The 23527-nt window shown below is 67.3% G+C and carries 18 protein-coding genes; 11 read left to right on the top strand and 7 right to left on the bottom strand.

The features are described from left to right. Nucleotides 1–600: a YdeI family protein gene (locus tag AB3G45_RS12975; protein WP_367830954.1), complete on the top strand. Its 600-nt coding sequence runs from the start codon at nt 1–3 to the stop codon at nt 598–600. Between the two features lie 34 nt (nt 601–634). Here the strand turns inward: AB3G45_RS12975 and AB3G45_RS12970 are convergent, their stop codons facing one another. The 6 genes from AB3G45_RS12970 to AB3G45_RS12945 all read right to left on the bottom strand — a co-directional run bounded on the left by AB3G45_RS12970 (nt 635) and on the right by AB3G45_RS12945 (nt 8922). Next, nucleotides 635–1672 (bottom strand): GH25 family lysozyme, encoded by a 1038-nt coding sequence (locus AB3G45_RS12970; protein WP_367830953.1) that lies wholly within the window; start codon nt 1670–1672, stop codon nt 635–637. A 121-nt stretch (nt 1673–1793) separates the two neighbouring features. Next, entirely contained in the window at nt 1794–3455 is a 1662-nt protein-coding gene (locus tag AB3G45_RS12965) for a urocanate hydratase (protein ID WP_367830952.1), read from the bottom strand. Nucleotides 3456–3629: 174 nt separating this feature from the next. Beyond that, on the bottom strand, nt 3630–4721 hold the full coding sequence (locus AB3G45_RS12960; RefSeq protein WP_367830951.1) for a DUF917 domain-containing protein: 1092 nt from the start codon (nt 4719–4721) through the stop codon (nt 3630–3632). After that, nucleotides 4721–5992, bottom strand: coding sequence for a Zn-dependent hydrolase (locus AB3G45_RS12955; RefSeq protein WP_367830950.1), 1272 nt, complete (start codon nt 5990–5992; stop codon nt 4721–4723). Before AB3G45_RS12955 ends, AB3G45_RS12960 begins: the two co-directional genes overlap by 1 nt. Then, complete coding sequence (locus tag AB3G45_RS12950; protein ID WP_367830949.1) at nt 5992–7371, bottom strand: dihydroorotase family protein; 1380 nt, start codon at nt 7369–7371, stop codon at nt 5992–5994. Before AB3G45_RS12950 ends, AB3G45_RS12955 begins: the two co-directional genes overlap by 1 nt. Nucleotides 7372–7383: 12 nt before the next feature. Then, a complete protein-coding gene (locus tag AB3G45_RS12945; protein WP_367833571.1) occupies nt 7384–8922 on the bottom strand; it encodes an aromatic amino acid lyase in 1539 nt (512 codons plus the stop codon). A 132-nt stretch (nt 8923–9054) separates the two neighbouring features. On the opposite strand from AB3G45_RS12945, the gene AB3G45_RS12940 reads away from it, so the two are divergent. Next, nucleotides 9055–10215 (top strand): LysR family transcriptional regulator, encoded by a 1161-nt coding sequence (locus AB3G45_RS12940; RefSeq protein ID WP_367830948.1) that lies wholly within the window; start codon nt 9055–9057, stop codon nt 10213–10215. Here AB3G45_RS12940 and AB3G45_RS12935 read toward each other — a convergent pair. Then, on the bottom strand, nt 10212–11180 hold the full coding sequence (locus AB3G45_RS12935; RefSeq protein ID WP_367830947.1) for a GlxA family transcriptional regulator: 969 nt from the start codon (nt 11178–11180) through the stop codon (nt 10212–10214). The genes AB3G45_RS12940 and AB3G45_RS12935 overlap by 4 nt on opposite strands. Nucleotides 11181–11294: 114 nt before the next feature. Between AB3G45_RS12935 and AB3G45_RS12930 the strand changes: the two genes are divergently transcribed. From AB3G45_RS12930 to AB3G45_RS12890, 9 genes are all read left to right on the top strand, one after another. Then, a complete protein-coding gene (locus tag AB3G45_RS12930; protein WP_367830946.1) occupies nt 11295–12209 on the top strand; it encodes a 3-keto-5-aminohexanoate cleavage protein in 915 nt (304 codons plus the stop codon). A gap of 80 nt (nt 12210–12289) precedes the next feature. After that, on the top strand, nt 12290–13783 hold the full coding sequence (locus AB3G45_RS12925; protein WP_367830945.1) for a carnitine 3-dehydrogenase: 1494 nt from the start codon (nt 12290–12292) through the stop codon (nt 13781–13783). A gap of 48 nt (nt 13784–13831) precedes the next feature. Further along, on the top strand, nt 13832–14992 hold the full coding sequence (locus AB3G45_RS12920; RefSeq protein WP_367830944.1) for an acyl-CoA dehydrogenase family protein: 1161 nt from the start codon (nt 13832–13834) through the stop codon (nt 14990–14992). A gap of 178 nt (nt 14993–15170) precedes the next feature. Beyond that, on the top strand, nt 15171–17234 hold the full coding sequence (locus tag AB3G45_RS12915; protein WP_367830943.1) for an acetate--CoA ligase family protein: 2064 nt from the start codon (nt 15171–15173) through the stop codon (nt 17232–17234). Further along, nucleotides 17231–18013 (top strand): carnitinyl-CoA dehydratase, encoded by a 783-nt coding sequence (locus tag AB3G45_RS12910; RefSeq protein ID WP_367830942.1) that lies wholly within the window; start codon nt 17231–17233, stop codon nt 18011–18013. The genes AB3G45_RS12915 and AB3G45_RS12910 overlap by 4 nt, the downstream gene beginning before the upstream one ends. Before the next feature lie 275 nt (nt 18014–18288). Next, entirely contained in the window at nt 18289–19878 is a 1590-nt protein-coding gene (locus AB3G45_RS12905; RefSeq protein WP_367830941.1) for an ABC transporter substrate-binding protein, read from the top strand. After that, nucleotides 19863–20987 (top strand): ABC transporter permease, encoded by a 1125-nt coding sequence (locus AB3G45_RS12900; RefSeq protein ID WP_367830940.1) that lies wholly within the window; start codon nt 19863–19865, stop codon nt 20985–20987. The genes AB3G45_RS12905 and AB3G45_RS12900 overlap by 16 nt, the downstream gene beginning before the upstream one ends. After that, complete coding sequence (locus AB3G45_RS12895) at nt 20984–21811, top strand: ABC transporter permease (protein ID WP_367830939.1); 828 nt, start codon at nt 20984–20986, stop codon at nt 21809–21811. Before AB3G45_RS12900 ends, AB3G45_RS12895 begins: the two co-directional genes overlap by 4 nt. After that, complete coding sequence (locus AB3G45_RS12890) at nt 21804–23435, top strand: ABC transporter ATP-binding protein (protein WP_367830938.1); 1632 nt, start codon at nt 21804–21806, stop codon at nt 23433–23435. Before AB3G45_RS12895 ends, AB3G45_RS12890 begins: the two co-directional genes overlap by 8 nt. Nucleotides 23436–23527: the final 92 nt, after the last annotated feature.

The raw sequence follows: 23527 nt of genomic DNA, 5'->3' as shown, positions 1-23527 counted from the left end.
ATGGCACCTGTGGAAATCAACCCTGCCCATGTCCGCGAATTTCCCGGGCAGGAAGAATTCTATCGCTGGCTGGCGGAAAACCACGCCACGGCGCCCGAGGTCTGGATAAGGATCCACAAGCGCGCCTCCGGCCTCGCCTCCATCAATCCCGAAGAGGCGATCGAGGTTGTGCTCTGCTGGGGCTGGATCGACGGCATCCGCAAGGGGCTCGACGAGAAGAGCTTTTTCCAGCGCTACAGCCCGCGGGGCAGGAAAAGCGTGTGGAGCAAGAAGAATGTCGAGACGGTGGGCCGGCTGATCGAGGACGGGCGAATGACCGAACACGGCCTGAAACAGGTGGAGGCCGCCAAGGCGGATGGCCGCTGGGACAAGGCCTATGGCAGCGGCAAGGACATGAAGATCCCGCCGGACCTGCAGGCCGCGATCGACGCCGAGCCGGCGGCAAGGGCGATGCTCGGCAGGCTCACCGAGCAGAACCGGTTCGCCCTCGCCTTCCGCGTCCACACGATGAAGACCGAGGCCGGCCGCAGGCGGAAGATCGAGACCTTCGTGGAGATGCTGAAGCGTGGCGAGACGATCTATCCGCAGAAGCGGAGATAGATCGTCCGGCTCATCCGCCCGCCGTCATCGACAATCAGTCGCGGCTGGCTGAGCGCTGGCCGGCGAGCCAGTTGTGCCAGTCGCTCACGCTGCCGTGGAAGACATTGAGGTCGATCTTGCCGGTGACGCCGTGCGACAGGCCCGAGCCGGAATACTGCCAGAACACCCAGCGGCGGTTCGGATAGCGCTTGGACGGATGCGCGGCGACCGAGCGCAGCCAGAACGGATGGTTCGTCAATTCGCCCGAAAGGTTGTCCTCGTAGAAATCCGGCGCGGTGTAGATGATCGGCCGCTTGCCGTAGTGGCGTTCCAGCATCTCGGAGAAGACGCGGATCTTCTCGACATATTGCGCCCGCGTGAGGCGCCTCTTGCAGCTCGAATCGCCGTTGTATTCGGCGTCGATGACCGGCGGCAGCGCGTCGGGATCCTTCGGCACGTTGCGGATGAACCATTCGGCCTGCGAGCTTGCGACGCGGCACCAGTAGAAGAAGTGGTAGGCGCCGCGCTTGATGCCGGCCTCCTTGGCCTTGCGCCAGTTCTTCTGGAACATCGGGTCGAGATGGTCGCCGCCGTCCGTCGCCTTGATGAAGGCGAAGTTGGCGCCCTGCATGCGCAGCTTCATCCAGTCGATCTCGCCCTGCCAGCGCGAGACGTCGACGCCGTGCACCTGGTAGTGCTTGGGCGCGCGCTTGCCGAAATTGATCGGATGGGCGTCGCGGAACTGCTGGCTGTAGACGCGCGAGCGCTTTTTCGAGCGGCCCTCGGAAGACGGCTCTTCCGCCGTCACGGCCTCCGCCGGCCGCTCGGCCGGGATGGCGGACTGCATCGTCACGCTCTCGAAGGCGCCGGCTCCCGGAACCGGACCGGCCCAGGCGAGCATGTCCGCCCCGTCCGCCGCCACCTTGCTTTCGCCGACGGCGACTTCCGGCACCGGGCCGCTCACCTTGGAGACCGAGGCGGTGGTTTCCGCCGACGGCTTGATGGCAAGCGCCGACACGGGATTGGAGCTCGAGGCACAGCCCGCCGTGGCGACACAGGCAAGCAGAGCCGTTGTAAGGACCGAAAGACGCATAGGCACTCGCACGCAAGACAAACCGAAGCCCCGCCCTTTCGACACCGGACGGAATTACTAACGGAAGATTACCGCGAAATGTTAAATGCAAGGTTTACGGCGCCGAAGACATTTCAGGACGTTAGCCGACCGCGACGTAGCCGATGTCCTTTCCGGCGATCTCGTCGAGCGCCTCCTCGTAGCCGGCATCGGCATAGCGGATGACGCCGAGCGACGTGTCGTTCGTCAGGGCATGCTCCAGCCGCTCCGCGCCGCCGGCCGTGCCGTCGGCAATGAGCGTCACGCCGCAGCTCGTCATGTAGCCCGCATAGCCGCCGCCGCCCGAATGGATGACGACGAGGTCGGCCATGGAGGAGGAGAGCAGCATGGCGTCGAGCAGCGGCCAGTCGGCGATGGCGTCCGAACCGTCCCTCATGCGCTCCGTCATGATGTTGGGATGCGCCATGGCGCCGGCATCGAGATGGTCGCGCGAAAAGGCGACAGGCCCCTTCAGGTCGCCCGCCGCCACCAGCCGGTTGACCGCCAGCGCGAGCGCCGTGCGCTCGCCGTGGCCGAGCCAGGCGATACGCGCCGGCAGCCCCTCGAACGGCACGTTCTCGCGCGCCAGCCGGATCCAGTTGGTGACGATCCTGTTGTCCGGGAACATCTCCATGACGAGATCGTCGATCCGCGCGATATCGCTCTCCTCGCCGGACAGCGCCATCCAGCGGAACGGCCCGATGGCCCGCGCGAAGAGCGGCCTGAGATAGGCCTCGGTGAAGATCGGGATGTCGAAGGCGTCGGCGACGCCCCCTTCGCGCGCCTGCGTGCGGATGAGGTTGCCGTTGTCGAACACCTCGGCGCCCTGCTTCTGGAATTCCAGCATGGCCGAGACATGCTCGACGATGGAGGCGCGGCTTGCCGCCATCAGCTGCCCCTGCCCGTCATCGCGCAGGCCCTTCACCTGATCGAGGCTCATGCCCTTCGGCACATAGCCGTAGACGAGGTCGTGCGCCGAGGTCTGGTCGGTGACGATATCCGGCACGATGCCGCGCCTCAGGATCTCGGGATAGACCTCCGCCGCATTGCCGACGAGGCCGATCGAGGTCGCGCGCTTTTCCTTGACGGCCGCGTCGATCATCGAAAGCGCCGCATCGAGGTCCGGCGCGACGTGCTCCAGATAGCCGACGGCCTTGCGCGCGGTGGCGCGCGCCGGGTCGATGTCGACGCACAGGATCGCCGCGCCCGCCATGCGGCCGGCCAGCGGCTGCGCGCCGCCCATGCCGCCGAGGCCCGCGGTCAGGATGAAGCGGCCGGCAAGGCTGCCGCCGAACCGCTTCTCCGCGATGCGCATGAAGATCTCGTAGGTGCCCTGGATGACGCCCTGGCTGCCGATATACTGCCAGGCGCCGGCCGTCAGCCCGCCCCAGCAGATCAGCCCCTTGCGCTGGAGCTCGTAGAAGACCTCGGCCTTCGCCCATTGCCCGACGATGTTGCAGTTGGCCATGATGACGAGCGGGGCCTTCGCATGGGTCTTCAGCAGGCCGACCGGCTTGCCGGACTGGATGACCAGCGTCTGGTCCTCGTCCATCTCGGTGAGCGCCTTGACGATGGCCCTGTGCGAGGCCCAGTTGCGCGCCGCCTTGCCGAGCGCGGCATAGACGATCAGGTTGTCCGGATCCTCGCCGACCGACAGGACGTTTTCAAGGAGCCGCAAAAGCCCCTCCTGCCGCCAGCCCCTGGCGCGCAGGATGTCGCCGCTCGGGATCGGATAATTCGGGTGGCGCGGATTGGGTTTTGGCATGGGTGTCTCCTGTTCGTTCGTGGGGCGCTGCCCCTCATCCGCCTGCCGGCACCTTCTCCCCGTAAACGGGGCGAAGGGATATGCCGCGCCGATTTCCCCAATCAGTACCCGTTCGTGGGGAAAGTCCCCTCTCCCCGCTTGCGGGGAGAGGGTCAGGGTGAGGGGCAGCCTGCATCATCCACCAAGCGCATACCGCGCCAGCTCGATCCCCATCGCCTTCTCCACCGAGGGATAGACCGTCGGGTCGAGCACGCTGGAGGCGAGCGGGATGACCGTCTTCGGCACATGCAGCACGAAGACCGTCATGCCGACCTCAAGCTGGCCGACGCTGAGCGGTTCGCCCTCCGGCGAAAGCGTGGTGATGACGTCCGGGAACGTCGCGAGCCGTTCGCCCCCGGCCGATTCCACCGCCATGTATTCGTTCATCACATGCAGCACCGCGGCGCTGTCGCCCTTGCCGAGCGTCACCGTGCCGATATCGAAGGCCTCCTTGGTATAGACCACCGATTTGTCGGTGATCACGCCCTCGCAGAGGATCGAACCGCCCGTCGTGCGAACGATGGCGTCGATGATCGCCGAACCGCCCTTGCCTTCCGCCGCGATGATCGCCTCGCCGAGTTTCAGCGCCAGCGAGATACCGCCGAGCGCCGCATTTTTCCGCACATAGGAGGCGCGCAGCGGGTTGCGGCAGGAGGCGATGAAGCCGCCGGACATGTCGGAGGCGGTGCGCAGGATGGGCGACACCTTCGCCGTCGCGCCGCGCACGACGAGCTCGATATAGCGGTTCTCCTCCCGGTTTCCGCCGACGGCGGTCTGGATCATCTGCTCGGGCGAGCCGGCCATGCCGATGGACCCCATGTCGCCGGTCGGGTGCGCGCGCATGTCGCCGACGGCGTCGAGCACCTTGGTGCCGAGGATGGCGGAGGGCAGCCAGCCGTTCAGCGTCGAGGATTTGCCGTTCTGCCCGACCATCAGCGCCGCGACCTTCTCGCCCAGCGCCTCCTGCAGAAGCTCCACTGCCTTCACATAGTCGACGCCGCGCATTTCCCAGGGCGTGGTCGAGGCCGGCGCGCCGATGGCCGCGGCCGTCGCCACCCAGTCGTCGTCGGACAGTTCGTCGATGGAGACCAGCTCCGGCTTGCCGATCGACACCGCGGCGTGGCCGAGCATGCGGCCATGGTCCGCCCAGCCGCCGCCGCCGGCGGCATAGACGGAGCCACCCCTAACCGCCGCCTCGACGTCTTTTTCCTTTAGAATCCGGCCCATCAGACGTCCTCCTCGCTCAATGTCTCATCCAGGTGAATCACCGCGTTAAGCAGCACGGCCGCACCGAGCGCGATATCGTCCGTCTCGGCAAACTCCTCCGGCGCATGGCTGCGCCCGCCAAGGCACGGCACGAAGATCATTGCGGAGCGCGTCACCTTCGCCATGAAGGCGGTGTCGTGCCCGGCGCCGGAGGCCATGCGGCGGTGGCGCGCGCCGGCCGCCGCGCAAGCCGCGTCCAGCACGTCGAGCAGCAAGGGATCGCCGGGCGTCGGCATGTTGTCGGAGATGCGGCGCGGCGGGGCGATCGTCACCCCCGTCTCGCGCGCGACCTGCTCGGCCATCTGCTCGACGGAGGCGGCGAAGACGTCCATCGCGGTGCGATGCTCCGCCCGCGCGTCTATCAGCAGGCGCGCGCGCGACGGCACGACATTGGCGGCGTTCGGCTCGATCGAGAATTCGCCGACCGTCGCCGTGAAATGCCCCGGCCCCTCGGACAGCGATCTTGCCAGCGCCTCGACGCCCGTCACCAGCCGCGCGGCGGCCGCCAGCGCATCCGCGCGCGCGCCCATCGGCGTCGTGCCGGCATGGTCCGCCCGGCCCTCAACGACGATCTCGATGCGCGTGATGCCGGAGATCGCCGTCACCACGCCGATATCGAGTTTCTCCGTTTCCAGCACCGGCCCCTGCTCGATATGCAGTTCGAGGAAGGCCGCGATGTCCTTGCGCGCCTCCGCCGAAAGGCGCGCCGGGTCGCCGCCCGCATCGCGAATGCCCTGTTCCAGCGTCAGGCCGTCGGCCTCCCGCACCAGCCAGTCCGCCGGCAAGACGCCGGCCATGCCGCGGCTGCCGATGCAGGAGACGCCGAAGATCGACACTTCCTCGGCAAGGAAATCGACGACCTCCAGGTCGTGGTCGAGTTCGATCCCCTGATCGGCAAGGGCCCGGGCGACTTCCAGCGCCACCGCCACGCCGGCAATGCCGTCATAGCGCCCGCCGTCCGGGACCGTGTCGGAATGCGAGCCGAGCATGATCGTGCCGCGGCCGGGTTTGCGGCCCGCCCGCCGGGCGATCAGGTTGCCCGCGGCGTCGATGCGCGTTTCGAGCCCGGCCGCCCGAAACGTCTCATCAAGAAAATCCCGCCCCGCCGGGAACAGAGCGGTAAAGGCACGCCGTGTATAGGGCCGGCCGGGCTCGGTGAGCCGGGCAAGCCCGTCGATCACATCCCTTATGCGGGACGGATCGACCGGCAGATTGGTTCGCGGCGCGGTCATCAGCGGCTCCCTCCGGAAACGAGCGTCGGCAGCGGACGCACGAAGGCGCCGGCGCCGGGTTCGGCGAGCACCCGCGTGCCGTCGAAGGCGAGCTTGCCGCGCAGATATGTGGCTGAAACGCGCCACGGCAGGCGGATGCCGTTATAGGGCGACCAGCCGACGACGTTGTGGCCGCTTGCCGCCGCGTCATAGAGATGGGGCTCCGGCGTCAGCACGGCGATATCGGCGTCCTTGCCGGCTTCGAGCGCGCCCTTCGCATGGTCCAGCCGGAAATGCCGGGCGGGGTTCAGCGCCATCAGCTCGGCGGCGCGGGTCAAGGGGATGCCGCGCTCCAGCGCGCCCTTGACGAAGAGCGGCACCATGACCTCCAGCCCCGGCACGCCCGAGGCGTTGGCCAGCATGTCCGGGTTCGTCTTGCGATCCTCCGACCAGCTCACATGGTCGGTGGAGACGAGCGTCACATTACCCGCCGCGACGTGCCGCCAGAGCTTTTCGACCTCGGCGCGCGGGCGGATCGGCGGGTTGATCTTCGCCTTGCCGCCGAGCCGCGCGACGTCGTTCTCCTCATCGAGCACCAGGTAGTGGATGCAGCATTCGATGGTCGCGCGAAAACCTTGCGCCCGGTAGGCCGCCGCGATCTCGTAGCCCCGGCCGAGCGAGCAATGCACCACATGGGCCGGGCAGCCGGTTGCCGCGCCCGTCTCGTAGATCTGGTTGGAGGCGATGAGCTCCGTCAGCGGCGGGCGCGACAAGCCGTGGGCGCGGTAATCGGTGATGCCCGCCGCTTTCACCCGGGCGATCGCGGCGCGCACCGCCTCGTCGTCCTCGTTGTGCACGCCGGCCGTCAGCCCCGTCGGGGCGATGGCGCGGAAACACTCCTCCAGAAGCGCCGCCGGAATGCGCGGAAAGCGTTTCGGGTCCGTGCCGAAGGTGGAGAACTTGAAGGCCGCGACGCCCGCCTCGACCATTTCGGCAATGCGCGCCGGCCCCTCCTCAGGGTCGATCGTGCCGTAGAGCGCGAAATCGACGCGCGCCTGCCGTCCGGCATGGTCCACCTTGCGCCGCACGGCTTCGGCGGAGCAGACGAGGTTGCCCTCGTCATAGGGCATGTCGACGATGGTCGTGACGCCGCCGGCCGCCGCCGAGCGCGTCGACCAGAGGAAATCCTCCTGGTCCTTCTGCGACAGGGAATGGACCTGCGCGTCGATGGCCCCGGGCAGGATCAGCGCGCCGGATAGGTCGTGCCGCTCCTTCGCCGCCGGCATCGCGCCCTGCCCGACATGCACGACCTTGCCGCCGGCGACGGCGACATGGCCGCCCTCGACGATGCGGTCCGTAAGGACCACGGTGCCTTTCAGGACGAGATCGAAATCGGCCATGGTCTGTCTCCGTCAGGGTTTGAGGGCGAAGAAGGCGTCGAACTCCGCCATGGGCGCGGCCTCGACGAAGGCGGCAAGCGCCTCGGGGCTGGCAAGGTCGCGGTCGAGCGCCTCGATCTCGGCGGAAAGCGGCCGGTCCTTGCGGTAGAACGGGCTGATCGCCCGCGTGCGCTGGTAAGCGATGGCGACGACACCCTCGGCATTGTCGCCGGCAAGGTCGATCGCCTGGGCGGAGAGCATGGCTTCGAGGGCGGCAAGCTGGCGCAGGTCCCGCACCTGGCTCTCCATGCGCTCGACGATGAGCGGCAGGAAGGTCGCCTCCTCCTCCAGCCCGCCGGCCACCACGATGGACTGCGCCGAGATCGGCACCGCCAGCGACTGGATGCGCATGTAGAGCTCCACCGCGAGCTTCAGGATCGGCCCGAAGCCCGTCGCCGTCTCGCCGGGCGCAACGAGATTGACCGGCAGGTTGCGGCGCACGCCGTTGGCGAGCAGCACGCAGCGGTTCAGCACGTTGCGGGCAAGGTGGGCGAAGCCCGTCTGCGCCGCCTCGACATAGAGCGTCGTCGACAGCGGCAGCGAGCCACCGGAGGCCATGACATGATTGTCGAGCACGACCGGATTGTCGTCGGACTGCGCCGTCGCCTCGACGATGCGCTCGGCGGCGTTCATCAGCGTGTCGAGGCAGGCGCCGAAGACCTGGGCGGTCATGCGCAGGCTGAGCGGATCGTGGATCGCCGACGGTTTCGGCCAGTGGCCGGAGGCGGCCTGCGCCTCGAACCAGGTGCCCGCAAGCGCCTCGCCATGGGCCGAGAGTCTCGCCGCCACCCGCCACGGATCGGCCGAGGCGCCGAGCGCCAGCGAGGAGAGCACGCCCGTCACCATGAGATTGCGGATCGCCATCGCCGCCTCGCGCACCACATTGGCCGCCGCGGCATGCGAGATGGCGTTGACGCTGAGGGCGGCCAGCGCATCGCGCGGCTGCATGCGGTAGGGCGTAAGGCCGGCGCGCGCCAGCGCCTCGGGCGCGGGCAGGCGCTCGCCGCCGTACCACGCCTCGCCCTCGCCGGTCAGCACCGCCGCGATCTGGCCCATCAGGCCGATATCGGCGCAACCCATCGAGCCATGCCGGCGCACGACGGGCACGACATCCCGTTCGAGCAGCCCGAGCAGGGCGTCGATCAGTTCCGGGCTGCAGCCGGAATAGCCGCCGAGCGCCGTGTTGACGCGGATGCCCATCGCCTTGCGCACGATGGGCAGCGAAAAGGGTTCGCCGGTGCCGAAATGGTGGGCCTTCACCAGATTGTTGTTGAACTCGACGAGGTCGTCGGCCGTCCAGAGCTTGTCCTTCATCGAGCCGACGCCGGTATTCGCGCCGTAGATCGGCAGGCCCGTGGCGAGGCGATCGGTGACGACGCGGCGCGACGCGCCGACGCGCGCCATGCCGATCTCGCAGGCCACCGGCCGGCGCGCGGCCGTGCCGATCATCTCCAGCGTCGCGAAGTCGAGCGGCTGGCCAGTCAGGTAGAGCGTGTCGGCGGAAGCGAGCATTTTCAAGAAGCCTGTTTCGAACGGCGTGACCGGATAGCGATGTTATGCGGAACGCGGCCCGAACCCATATCCCAAAATCCGTACAGTCCATGCTATGGATCGAACAGACACGAAACCCGAAGGACCCGCCCGATGGATCTGCCCACGCTCCGCCTCGTGCACAGTATTCTGGAAGAACGCGGCATCCGCAGGGCCGCGGCGGCCGAAGGACGCCCCGCTTCCAGCGCCAGCGCGGCGCTGCGCCGGGTGGAGGCCATGCTGTCCGTGCCGCTGGTGCGGCGCGACGGCCAGGCCCTCGTGCCGACGCTCGACGCCGAGGCCCGCCTGCCGCACTTCGCCGAGATCGCCGCCGCCGCCGCTGCGCTCTCCGCCCTCGGCGAGAGCGGAGGAAGGACGCCGGCCGTCTCGCTCGCCGCCCTCGCCCGCTTCACCGCCGCGGCGCGCGCCGGCAGCATCAGCGGCGCTGCGCGGAGCCTCGGCCTCGGCCAGCCGCAACTCACCCGCCAGCTCGGCCATCTGGAAGTCGCGGTCGGCCGCACGCTGGTCGAGCGGTCGGCGGCGGGCATAAGCTGCACGCCCGCCGGCCTCGAGGCGCTGGCGCTCGCCGAGCGCATCGGCGCGGCCTGGGAACAGCTCGCCACGGCCTCGGCCGAGCGCTTTCGCCGCAGCGCCGCCACCTGGCGGCTCGGCGCGATCATCCCCTTCGGCCACGAGAGCGTGATCGCCGCCATGCTCGCCCGCCTCACGGTCGCCTGGCGCGCGGCGCGGCCGCGCCAGCCGCTCTTCCTCTCCTCCACCACGGCGGATGATCTCATCTCCGGCCTGAAGAACCGCCGCTTCGACCTGATCCTGCTCGACACCGACCACTACCCCGCCGAATTCGAGGGACAACTAATCGGCCGCTCGCAACTGGCGCTCGCCGGCCCGCGCTCGCTTGACGAGGCGGAGCGACAGGACTTTGCGGCCCTGCTGCGGCGCTATCCCATCGCCGTGCCGAGCCCGCGCAGCGGCCTGCGCCAGATGACGGACCGCTTCCTCGAAGCGACGCTGACCCCGGCGGAACGCTCGCGCCTGACGCTGGTCGAAGTCGATTCGATCCCGGTCATCATCAACCTCGTGCTCCGCCACGGCCATCTGTCCGTGCTGCCGGAGCACTCCGTCGCCAACATCAACCTGCCGCCGACGCTGCTGCCGCTCGATACCGCCTACCAGCAATCGCTGAGCCTCGTCTGGCCGCGCGACGCGCTCTCCCGCAAGGCCGCCGAGACGATGCTGGCGCTTCTGAAAGCCTAGCCCTTCGCCCGCAGCCGCCGCCGGGTCTCCGTCGGGCTCTCGCGATAGTGCGCGCGGTAGCTGCGCGAGAAGGCGGAGGAGGAATTGAAGCCGGTGAGCGCCGCGATGTCGGCGAATTCGGTCTTCGTCTCGATGACCTTGCGCCGGGCGGCGTTGAGCCGGAGCGCCAGGTAGTGCCGGTGCGGCGCGACGCCCATCGTCTCCTGGAAAAGCTCCTGGAGGTGGCGCGCGCTGATGCCGACGCGCCGGGCGAGCCGCGCCAGCGTCAGCGGCGCGTCCACCGTCTCCTCCATCAGCCGTACCGCCTGGCTGACCCGCTGGTCGGCGACGCGCATGGTGCCGAGCGCGGGAACCTGCAGCAGCCCCCCCGTGCGCTCGTGCTCGTAGATGAATTGCCGGGACACTTCGAGCGCCAGCGAATAGCCCTGCCGGCGGCGGATGATCTCCAGCATCAGTTCGAGCGTCGGCAGCGAGCCGCCCGTCGTGATGCGCTTGCCGTCGATGACGTAGCGCGCGCGCACCACGCCGATATGCGGATAGGCGGAGGCGAAGTCCTCCATGTCCTCCCAGTGGGCCGTGGCGGAATGGCCGTCGAGCAGGCTCGCCTCGGCAAGCAGCCAGTTGCCCGATTCGATGCCCGCCACCATGCTGCGATAGCGCGCCGTCTGCGAAAGCTGGCGCCGCAACAGGGGCGTCGCACTCATCTGCCATTGATAGGAGGACAGCACGAAGAGCGGCTGCGTCTCCTTCTCCGGCCGGAACACGCCGTCGACGGGAACGGGGATGCGGCTGCGCGTCTCCACCGGCGCGCCGTCCGGCGAGAAGATCCGCCAGCGGTAGAGATCCTGGCCGGAAATGCGGTTGGCCGCGCGCAGGGGCTCGATGAGCGAGGCGACGAGGATGAGGTTCGTCTCGGGCAGGACGAGGATGTCGATGTCGAGCGTGTCGGAAGAGGGATCGAGCATAGCGCGAGCTTGTCCGCCCGTCTCTCAAATTGTCAAGGCTGGATCCGAAAAATGAAAGCATTGCGCCGTCTCTTGGCTCGTAATGGGTCCAACGAGAATACCGGGAGAACGACAATGCCCCTTGCGATGAACCGCGACGTCTTCATCACCTGCGCCGTCACCGGCTCCGGCGACACCGCCGGCAAGTCCCCCCATGTGCCGCGCTCGCCGAAAGAGATCGCCTTGTCGGCGATCGAGGCCGCCAGGGCCGGCGCCGCCGTCGTGCACTGCCATGTGCGCGATCCGGAAACCGGCGCGCCGAGCCGGCGCAACGACCTCTACCGCGAAGTGACCGAGCGCATCCGCGACGCCGAGGTCGACGTCGTCCTCAACCTCACCGCCGGCATGGGCGGCGACATGATCTTCGGCGGCACCGAGCAGCCGCTGCCGCTGAACCCCAACGGCACCGACATGGCCGGCGCGACGGAGCGCGTCTCCCACGTCGCCGAATGCCTGCCGGAAATCTGCACGCTCGATTGCGGCACGATGAACTTCTCGCTCGGCGACTATGTGATGACCAACACGCCGTCCATGCTGCGCGCCATGGGCAGGATGATGACCGATCTCGGCGTGCGCCCGGAGATAGAGGCGTTCGACACCGGCCATCTCTGGTTCGCCAAGCAGCTCGTCGAGGAGGGCGTCATCGAGGATCCGGTGCTCATCCAGCTCTGCATGGGCATTCCGTGGGGCGCGCCGGACGACCTCAACACCTTCATGGCGATGGTCAACAACGTGCCGCGGTCCTGGACCTTCTCGGCCTTCTCCATCGGCCGCAACGCCATGGCCTATCCGGCCGCCGCCGTGCTTGCCGGCGGCAATGTCCGCGTCGGCCTGGAAGACAACCTCTATGTCGGCAAGGGCCAGCTCGCCACCAATGCGCAGCTCGTCGACAAGGCGGTCAACATCATCGAGAGCATGGGCGCACGGGTCATCGGCCCGGCGGAGGTGCGCGAGAAGCTGAAACTGACGAAGCGCGCGCCGCGCGGCTGACGGACCGGGCACGAGGGCGGAACGCGGGTTCCCCCTCTGTCCTGCCGGACACAACTCGAATTCATGAAGGCAGCATCCCTATGACCACCATCCACAAGGCAGCCTGTGTCGGCGGCGGCGTCATCGGCGGGGCGTGGGTCGCGCGCTTCGCGCTGGCCGGCATCGACGTGAACATCTTCGATCCGCATCCAGAGGCCGAGCGCATCATCGGCGAGGTCATGGCGAATGCCGAGCGCGCCTATGGCATGCTCACCATGGCGCCGCTGCCGCCGAAGGGGAAGATCACCTTCTGCAGGAGCCTGGAAGAAGCCGTGGAAGACGCTGACTGGATTCAGGAAAGCGTGCCCGAGCGGCTGGAGCTGAAGCGCGGCGTGCTGACGAAGATCGACGCCGCCGCACGGCCCGATGCCCTCATCGGCTCCTCCACGTCCGGCCTGATGCCGACGGATCTCCAGCGCGACATGAAGCATCCCGAACGGCTGTTCGTCGCGCATCCCTACAATCCCGTCTACCTGCTGCCGCTCGCCGAACTGGTCGGCGGCCAGAAGACCTCGCGCGCCGTGCTGGAGGACGCCAGGGCCAAGCTCGCGCCGATCGGCATGAAGGGCGTGATCATCAACAAGGAGATCGAGGCCTTCGTCGGCGACCGCCTCCTGGAAGCCGTCTGGCGCGAGGGCCTGTGGCTGATCAAGGACGACATCTGCGACACCGAGACGCTCGACGACGTGATCCGCTATTCGTTCGGCATGCGCTGGGCGCAGATGGGCATGTTCGAGACCTACCGCATCGCCGGCGGCGAGGCGGGCATGCGCCACTTCCTCGCCCAGTTCGGCCCCTGCCTCTCCTGGCCCTGGACGAAGCTGACCGACGTCGTCGACCTCAACGACGAACTCGTCGAAAAGATCGCCGGCCAGTCGGACGCCCAGTCCGGCGCGCGCGGCATCCGCGAGCTGGAGCGCATCCGCGACCAGAACCTCGTCGGCATCATGCACGCGCTGAAGGCCGGCGACGAAGGCCGCGGCTGGGGTTCCGGCAAGCTGCTCGCGGATTTCGAGGCGCATCTGTGGGCCAAGGCCGGCAAGGCGAAGGTCGAGGTCTCCGCCACCGAACCGCTCCGCCTCGTCGATACCCGGGTCAACGCCGCCTGGGTCGACTATAACGGCCATATGACGGAGCACCGCTATCTCCAGCTCTTCGGCGACACCTCCGATGCGCTGCTGCGGCTGATCGGCGTCGACTTCGCCTATGTCGAGGCCGGCCACAGCTACTATACGGTAGAGACCCACATTCGCCACCTCGGCGAGGCCAAGCTCGGCCAGGCGCTCTATACCACGCTCCAACTCCTCTCTTCCGATGCCAAGCGGCTGCACTTCTTCACCCGCATCCACGACGCGGCGACCGGCGACGTCATCGCGACCGCAGAGCAGATGATGGTCCATGTCGACTCGAAGGCCGGCAGAAGCGTCGAGGCCCCCGCCGAGGTGCTGGCGAAGATCGCGCCGGTTGCGGAGGCGCATGCGGGGCTTCCGGTGCCGGAGGGCGCGGGGCGAAGCGTCGGGCAACGAAAGAACTGACGCGCAAGCCACCCCCCATGAAAGAAATAATACCGGGAGGACTTTTGCATGAATTTCGCATTGACCGACGAGCAGCAGATGATCGTGGACACGGTCCGCGCCTTCGTCGAGACGGAAATCTATCCGCATGAGAACGAGGTCGAGCGCACCGGCCATGTGCCGCCGGAGCTCGGCCGGGAGATCGCCCGCAAGTGCAAGGAGATCGGTTTCTTCGGCTGCAACATGCCCGAAGAGGTCGGCGGCGCGGGGCTCGACCACACCTCCTTCACGCTGGTCGAGCGCGAGCTTGGCCGCGGCTCGATGGCGCTGACGGTGTTCTTCGGCCGCCCCTCCGGCATCCTGATGGCCTGCAACGACGAACAGCGCGAAAAATACCTGCTGCCGGCCGTCAGCGGCGAGAAATTCGACGCCCTCGCCATGACCGAGCCGGATGCAGGCTCGGACGTGCGCGGCATGAAATGCTTTGCGAGGCAGGACGGCGACGACTGGGTCGTCAACGGCACCAAGCACTTCATCAGCCATGCCAATATCGCCGATTTCGTCATCGTCTTCATCGCGACGGGCGAAGAGGACACGCCGCGCGGCAGGAAGAAGCTCATCACCTGCTTCCTCGTCGACCGCGGCACGCCGGGCTTCGAGATCCGCGAGGGCTACAACTCCGTCTCGCACCGCGGCTACAAGAACTGCATCCTCACCTTCGACGAATGCCGCCTGCCCTCCGCGCAGATCCTCGGCGAGGTGCACAAGGGCTTCGACATCGCCAACGACTGGCTCTACGCGACGCGCCTGACGGTCGCCGCCACCTCGGTCGGCCGCGCCCGCCGCGCCTTCGACTACGCCCTCAACTACGCCGCCGAGCGAAAACAGTTCGGCAAGCCGATCGGCGCCAACCAGGGGGTCTCCTTCAAGCTCGCCGACATGATCACCGAGATCGACGCCGCCGACCTCCTGACGCTGTCCGCCGCCTGGCGCCTCGACCAGGGCCTGCCGTCGAATCGCGAGATCGCCTCGGCAAAGGTCTATGCGACCGAAATGCTCGCCCGCGTCACCGACGAGGCGATCCAGATTTTTGGCGGCATGGGCCTGATGGACGACCTGCCGCTTGCCCGCTTCTGGCGTGACGCCCGCGTCGAGCGCATCTGGGACGGCACGTCGGAAATCCAGCGCCACATCATCAGCCGCGACCTCCTGCGGCCGTTGGGGGCTTGAGGATGGTACATGGAACTGCCCCTCACCCTAACCCTCTCCCCGCAAGCGGGGAGAGGGGACGCGGCCAACGAAACGCAGCGATTGAGGAAACCGGGGCGGCATATCCCTTCTCCCCGTTCACGGGGAGAAGGTGCCCGGCAGGGCGGATGAGGGGCAAACCGGCAACGGAGGCTTCGCTATGACCGTCCGCCCCCTCGACCGCCTCATCCGCCCGAAATCCATCGCCGTCTTCGGCGGCAAGGAAGCGCGCCGCGTCACCTACCAGTGCGACAAGATGGGCTTTGCCGGCGAGATCTGGCCGGTACATCCGCGCGAGGACGAAATCCTCGGCCGCAAATGCTACCGCTCCGTCGCGGACCTGCCGGGCGCGCCGGACGCCTCCTTCGTCGGCGTCAACCGTGAACTCACCATCGAGATCATCCGCGACCTTTCCGCGCGCGGCGCGGGCGGAGCCGTCTGCTACGCGTCCGGCTTCCGCGAGGCCATCGGCGAGCTTGCCGACGGCGACGATCTGCAGAAGGCGCTGGTGGCGGCGGCAGGTAGCATGCCGATCCTCGGGCCGAACTGCTACGGCTTCATCAACATGCTCGACGGCGCCCTGCTCTGGCCCGACCAGCACGGCATGCTGCGGATCGACAAGGGCGTCGCCGTCCTCACCCAGTCCTCCAACATCGCCTGCAATATTTCCATGCAGCAGCGCGGCCTGCCGCTCGCCTATATCCTGACCGCCGGCAACCAGGCCCAGACCGGCCTTGCCGACCTTGCCTCAGCCGTGCTGGAAGACCCGCGCGTCACCGCCGTCGGTCTGCATATCGAAGGCTTCGACAGCCTCGAATCCCTGGAGCGGCTCGCCCTTCGTTCGCGTGAACTGAAAAAGCCCGTCGTCACGCTGAAGGTCGGCAAGTCCGAGCAGGCGCAGCTTGCCACCGTCTCGCACACCGCCTCGCTTGCCGGCAACGACGCCGTCTCCTCGGCCCTCCTTGCCCGCCTCGGCATCGGCCGCGTCGAGACGCTGCCGGAACTGCTGGAAACGCTGAAGCTGCTTCACGTCGCCGGCCCGCTGCCGAATTTCGACATTTCCTCGATGAGCTGCTCGGGCGGCGAGGCCTCGCTGATGGCCGATGCCGGCGTGAAGCGCAAGGTGAACTACCGCGCGCTGAAGGAGGCTCAGCGCCAGCCGCTGCGCGAAACGCTCGGCCGGATGGTGACGATCTCCAACCCGCTCGACTACCACACCTTCGTCTGGGGCGACCGCGGGAAGCAGACCGCCGCCTTCACCACCATGATGGAGGGCGGCTACGGCCTGAACCTCGTCGTCCTGGACTTCCCGCGCCTCGACCGCTGCGACGCGGCCGACTGGATCACCACCTGCCACGCCGTCATCGACGCCTCGAAGGCATCGGGCGCCAATGCCGGCATCGTCGCCTCGATGGGCGAGAACATGCCGGAGGAAACCGCCGAAATGCTGATGCGCAACGGCGTCGTGCCCTTCTACGGCATCGAGGAGGCGCTGGCCGCCGCGGACGCCGCCGCCGGCATCGGCGAGGCCTGGGCCAAGCCGCAATCCGCCCCTCTCCTCAAGGCTGCGGACGGGAAGGGCGAGCCCGTCACTCTCACGGAGCACGCGGCCAAGCAGGCGCTCGCCGCCCATGGCCTGCCCGTCCCGAAGGGACTGGTGGCCGAAACGGCCGCGGCCGCGGCCGATGCCGCGGAAGAACTCGGCTTCCCGGTCGTGCTGAAGGGCCTCGGCGTCGCGCACAAGACCGAGGCAGGCGCGGTGAAGCTGAACCTTGCGAGCCGCGAGGCCGTGCTGGAGGCAGCAAACGCCATGGCGGGCGTCGCCGCCGGTTTCCTCGTGGAAAAGATGGTGGGCAGGCCCGTCGCCGAACTCATCGTCGGCGCCCTTCGCGATCCGGTGGCAGGCCCCGTGCTGACCGTCGGCGCGGGCGGCATCCTCGTCGAATTGCTCGAGGATTCGGCGATCCTGACCCTGCCGACGGACGAAACGGCCATTCGCGCGGCGCTCTCCGGGCTGAAGGTGGCAAAACTCCTCGCCGGCTATCGCGGCGCGCCGAAGGGCGATATCGAGGCGCTTGTCGCCGCCGTCGCATCAGCGGCATCCTATGTCGTTTCAAACGCTTCAATAATCGAAGAACTGGACGTTAATCCCGTAATGGTGCTGCCGGAAGGCGACGGTGTCGTCGCGGCCGACGCGCTGATCCGTCTGAGGAAAAACCCATGACCGGACCGATAAGACAGCGCCGCGAAGGCGGCATTCTCGAAGTGACGATCGATCGTCCCAAGGCGAACGCCATCGATCTTGCGACCAGCCGCATCATGGGCAAAATCTTCGCCGATTTCCGCGACGACGAGAGCCTGCGCGTCGCCATCGTCACCGGCGCGGGGGAGAAATTCTTCTGTCCGGGATGGGACCTGAAGGCCGCCGCCGCGGGCGACGCGGTGGATGGCGACTACGGCATCGGCGGCTTCGGCGGCATGCAGGAACTGCGCGACCTCAACAAGCCGGTCATCGCGGCCGTCAACGGCATCTGCTGCGGCGGGGGCCTGGAAATCGCGCTCTCCACGGACCTCATCCTTGCCGCTGAGCATGCGACCTTCGCGCTGCCGGAAATCCGTTCCGGCACGGTGGCCGACGCCGCCTCGATCAAGCTGCCCAAGCGCATCCCCTACCACATCGCCATGGACATGCTGCTCACCGGCCGCTGGCTGGACGTCCAGGAGGCGCATCGCTGGGGTTTCGTCAACGAGATCCTGCCGGCCGACAGGCTGCTCGACCGGGCCTGGGAACTCGCGCGCCTGCTCGAAAGCGGCCCGCCGCTCGTCTACGCCGCCATCAAGGAAGTGGTGCGCGCCGCCGAGGGCGAGACCTTCCAGGCCACCATGAACAAGATCACCAAGCGGCAGTTCCGCACGGTCGATATCCTCTATTCCAGCGAGGACCAGCTCGAGGGCGCCCGCGCCTTCGCGGAAAAACGCGATCCCGTCTGGAAGGGCCGATGAGGCGCGCGCCCCTGCATCGGGCGCGATCCGCATCCCTCCATAAGCTGCACTTGTGGGGGGAATAGATAATTTAGGGCGTTACACGCAGCTTCTGCGTGGATAGCTTATGGATCACAAGCCGCGTCGCGGCACTGGGAGGAGGCTTTCGGGAGACGGAATACACTGCGGCCGGCATAAAATACCGGCTGTAAGGTTGCCTTAGAGGCGAAAACCAGAAATTCTGCCAATCATAACGACAAATGCCCACCAATGGGCCAGCGAAAGGGAACAGGGGAATGACTGATTACACCAAATACCTCACCAGCCAGGTCACGCTCGGCAAGATGAACCGCCGCGAGTTCATGGGCCGCGCCGCCGCCTTCGGCATCACGCTCGCCGCCGCCGGCACGATGTTCGACACCGCAGCCCGGGCGCAGGAGCCCAAGCGCGGCGGCAACCTCAAGCTCGGCCTCGAAGGCGCGGCCGCGACCGATTCGAAGGACCCGGCCAAGGCGCTCTCGCAGTTCATGTTCGTCGTCGGCCGCAACTGGGGCGACATGCTCGTCGAATCCGAGCCGCTGACCGGCAAGCCCGTGCCGGCGCTCGCCGAATCCTGGGAGCCCTCCGCCGACGCCTCGACCTGGACCTTCACCATCCGCAAGGGCGTGAAGTTCCACGACGGCAAGGAACTGACCGTCGACGACGTCATCAAGACCCTGCAGCGCCACACCGACGAGAAGTCGGAATCGGGCGCGCTCGGCGTCATGAAGTCGATCACCGAAATCAAGGCCGACGGCGACAAGCTGGTGCTGGTGCTGACCGAGGGCAACGCCGACCTGCCGCTGCTCCTGACCGACTACCACCTCGTCATCCAGCCGAACGGCGGCCTCGACGATCCGAACGCCATGATCGGCACCGGCCCCTACAAGGTGACGAGCTTCGAGGCGGGCGTGCGCGCCACCTTCGAGCGCAACGCGGACGACTGGCGCCAGGACCGCGGCTTCGTCGACACGATCGAGATGATCGCGATGAACGACGCGACGGCCCGCATCGCCGCGCTCTCCTCCGGCCAGGTGCACTACATCAACCGCGTCGACCCGAAGACCGTCGACCTCCTGAAGCGCGCGCCGACCGTGGAGATCCTGTCCACCTCCGGCCGCGGCCACTACGTCTTCATCATGCATTGCAACACGGCGCCGTTCGACAACAACGACCTGCGCCTGGCGCTGAAATATGCGATGGATCGCGAGACCATGCTGGAAAAGGTGCTCGGCGGCTACGGCAAGGTCGGCAACGACTTCCCGATCAACGAGACCTATGCGCTCTTCCCCGAAGGCATCGAGCAGCGCGCCTATGACCCGGACAAGGCGGCCTTCCACTACAAGAAGTCGGGCCACAGCGGCTCGGTGCTGCTGCGCACGTCCGACGTCGCCTTCCCGGGCGCCGTGGACGCCGCGGTTCTCTACCAGGAAAGCGCCAAGAAGGCGGGCATCGAGATCGAGGTGAAGCGCGAACCCGGCGACGGCTACTGGTCGAACGTCTGGAACGTGCAGCCCTTCTCCACCTCCTACTGGGGCGGCCGTCCGACGCAGGACCAGATGTATTCCACCGCCTATCTCTCCAAGGCCGACTGGAACGACACGCGCTTCCTGCGCGAGGACTTCGACAAGATGGTTCTGGAAGCCCGCTCGGAACTCGACGAGACCAAGCGCAAGGACATGTACCGCACCATGGCCATGATGGTGCGTGACGAGGGTGGCCTGATCCTGCCGATGTTCAACGACTTCGTGAACGCCTGCGGCAAGACCGTGAAGGGCTATGTCCACGACATCGGCAACGACATGTCGAACGGCTATGTCGCGACCCGCGTGTGGCTCGACGCCTGATGACCGACAACGGACCGGCGCACGGTCCGGAGCTGACAGCAACGGCGGCTGCGGGCGAAGCCCCGCAGTCTGCCGGCGTTGCCGGGTCGGTTGCGTCCACGGGAATTCCCATCGACGAAGGCGCCCCTTCGTTCTGGGCGAAACTCAGCAAGAGCAGCCCCCTGGTTGCGCTCATCCTGCAACGCCTCGCGCTCAGCGTGGCCTTGCTCTTCGCCGTGTCCCTGATGATCTTCGGGGGCGTGGAAGCCTTGCCGGGCGATTTCGCCACGACCTATCTCGGCCAGTCGGCAACGCCCCAGGCCATCGAGAACATCCGCAAGGATCTCGGTCTCGACCAGCCCGCCACGACCCGCTACTTCAAGTGGCTCGGCGGCGCCGTCCAGGGTGATTTCGGCTCGTCCTGGGCCTCGAAGAATTCGGTCAGCGAGCAGATCGGCAAGCGCCTCGGCAATTCGCTGTTCCTCGCCTTCTTCGCCGCGATCATCTCGGTGCCGCTGGCGGTCGGACTCGGCATGCTCGCGGTGCAGTACCGCAACCGCATGCCCGACAAGATCATCAACGTCATCTCGCTGGCGGCGATCTCCCTGCCGGAATTCTTCGTCGGCTACCTGCTCATCCTGTTCTTCGCAGTCCAGATGGGCGTCGCCACCTTCCCGGCGACGGTCTACGATTCGATGACGATCGGCCAGCGCCTCTCGGCCATCGCCCTGCCGACGGCAACGCTCGTCCTCGTCGTGCTCGCCCACATGATGCGCATGACGCGCGCCGCGATCCTCAACGTCATGTCCTCGGCCTATGTCGAGACGGCGGAGCTGAAGGGCCTCTCCGGCCTGCGCATCATCGCCAAGCACGCGGCGCCGAACGCCGTGGCGCCGGTCATCAACGTCATCGCGCTGAACCTTGCCTATCTGGTGGTCGGCGTCGTCGTCGTGGAGGTGGTCTTCGTCTATCCCGGCATGGGCCAGTACATGGTCGACGCCGTGACGGTGCGCGACATGCCGGTGGTGCAGGCCTGCGGCCTGATCTTCGCCGCCTTCTACATCTTCCTCAACATGTTCGCCGACATCCTCGCGATCGTCGCGAACCCCAGATTGAGGCATCCGCGATGAGACTTTCCTCCATCCCCATCAGCGCCTGGGTCGGCATCCTCGGCATCGTGCTCGCCCTGTTCTGCGCGCTCTTCGCCCCGCTCATCGCCCCCTATGGCGAAAGCCAGATCGTCGGCTCCGTCTGGCAGCCGATGGGCGGCGACCATCTGCTCGGCACGGACAATCTCGGCCGCGACCTCTTCTCGCGGCTGATCTTCGGCGCCCGCACCACGATCTTCGTGGCGCTGGCGGCAACGGTCCTCTCCTTCTCGCTCGGCATGCTGCTCTCCTTCACGGCGGCGGTGACAGGCGGGCTGGTCGACCAGGCCTTCTCGCGCTTCAACGACCTGATGATGGCGATCCCGACGCTGATCTTCGCCCTCGTCGTGCTCGCCGTGCTGCCGCAGCAGCTCTGGATCCTCATCCTCGTCATGGCGGTCCTCGATTCGACGCGCGTCTACCGAATCGGCCGCGCCGTCGCGCTCGACGTAGCGGTCATGGAATTCGTGGAGGCGGCGCGGCTGCGCGGCGAAGGCACCGGCTGGATCATTTTTCGCGAAATCCTGCCGAACACGCTCTCGCCGCTGCTTGCCGAGTTCGGCCTGCGCTTCGCCTTCTCGATCCTGTTCCTCTCCACCCTCTCCTTCCTCGGCCTCGGCATCCAGCCGCCGGCGGCCGACTGGGGCGGCATGGTGAAGGACAACAAGGACGGCATCATCTTCGGCATCTCGGCCGCCCTCATTCCGGGCGGCGCGATCGCGGGGCTGGCCATCTGCGTCAACCTTGTCGTCGACTGGCTGATGAAACGGACCTCCAGCCTCAAGGGAGGGCGCGGCGATGCCTGATCTGCTTTCCGTCAGAAACCTCAAGATCGAAGCGACCAGCTACCCGCCGGGCGAACCGCCCAGAACGGTGACGCTCGTCGAAGGCGTCTCCTTCGATGTCGAGAAGGGCAAGGTGCTCGGCCTGATCGGCGAATCGGGCGCCGGCAAGTCGACCATCGGCCTCACCGCGCTCGCCTACGGCCGCGGCGGGGTGCGCATCACCGGCGGCGAGGTCAAGCTCAACGGCGAGGACCTCCTGAAGCTCGGCCCGGCCGGCATCCGCAAGGTGCGCGGCTGCAAGGTCTGCTACGTCGCGCAATCCGCGGCAGCGGCTTTCAACCCCGCCCACCGGCTCGGCGAGCAGGTGATCGAAGCCTCGCTGAAGCATGGCATCATGAGCCGTGCGGAGGCGGAGAAGCGCGCGCTCTACCTCTTCAAGGTGCTCGGCCTGCCGAACCCCGAAACCTTCGGCCAGCGCTACCCGCACCAGGTCTCCGGCGGCCAGCTCCAGCGCGCCATGACCGCCATGGCGCTCTGCCCCAACCCGGAACTCATCGTCTTCGACGAGCCGACCACCGCGCTCGACGTGACGACGCAGATCGACGTGCTCGCCGCCATCAAGCACGCCATCGAGGAGACCCATACCGCCGCGCTCTACATCACCCACGACCTTGCGGTCGTGGCGCAGATCACGGACGACATCCTCGTGCTCCGACACGGCAAGATGGTGGAATACGGTTCGGTGAAACAGATCATCGAGGCGCCGACGCAGGACTATACCCGTGCGCTCGTCAACGTGCGCGGCACCAAGCGCGACGAGGCGCCTGACCAGTCGGATACGCTTCTGAAGGTGGAGAACATCACGGCCGGCTATTCCAACGGCTTCAAGGTGCTGCAGAACGTCTCGCTGCACCTGCCGAAGGGCCAGACGCTGGCGGTGGTGGGGGAATCGGGCTCCGGCAAATCCACCCTCGCCCGCGTCATCACCGGGCTGCTACCGCCGCAGGAGGGCACGATCAGCTTCGACGGCGACACGCTGCCGAAGGCGCTGAAGGGCCGCACGAACGACCAGCTCCGCCGCATCCAGATGATCTACCAGATGGCCGATACCGCGATGAACCCGCGCCAGACGGTGCGCGACATCATCGGCCGCCCCCTCACCTTCTATTACGGCCTGCGCGGCCGGGAGAAGACGGAGCGGGTGAAGGAGCTTCTGGAGCAGATCGAGATGGGCGGCCGCTTCGCCGACCGCTATCCGGCCGAGCTTTCCGGCGGCCAGAAGCAGCGCGTCGCCATTGCAAGGGCGCTGGCGGCCAAGCCCGAGCTCATCCTCTGCGACGAACCGACCTCCGCCCTTGACCCGCTGGTGGCCGAAGGCATCCTGAAGCTTCTCCTGAAGCTCCAGGACGAGACCCACGTCTCCTACATGTTCATCACGCACGACATCGCCATCGTGCGCGCCATCGCCGATTCGGTGGCCGTGATGCACCGGGGACGCCTCGTCCGCTTCGGCCCGAAGTCGAAGGTCCTCTCTCCGCCCTTCGACGACTATACCGACCTGCTTTTGAAATCGGTCCCCGAGATGGAGATCGGCTGGCTGGAACGGGTGCTGACGACGCGGCGCATGGAAAGCGCCGGCAACTGACCGGAGCGGGCGGCGGAGGCCGCCCGTTTCCTTTTGAGACGCCCTCAAACCTCTCTCCTCCGTCATCCTCGGGCTTGACCCGAGGATCCATC

Source organism: Shinella sp. S4-D37, assembly GCF_040812195.1.
Taxonomy (GTDB): Bacteria; Pseudomonadota; Alphaproteobacteria; order Rhizobiales; family Rhizobiaceae; genus Shinella.
Note: the sequence above shows the minus strand (reverse complement) of the source record. Positions and strands in the feature narration are given on the sequence as shown.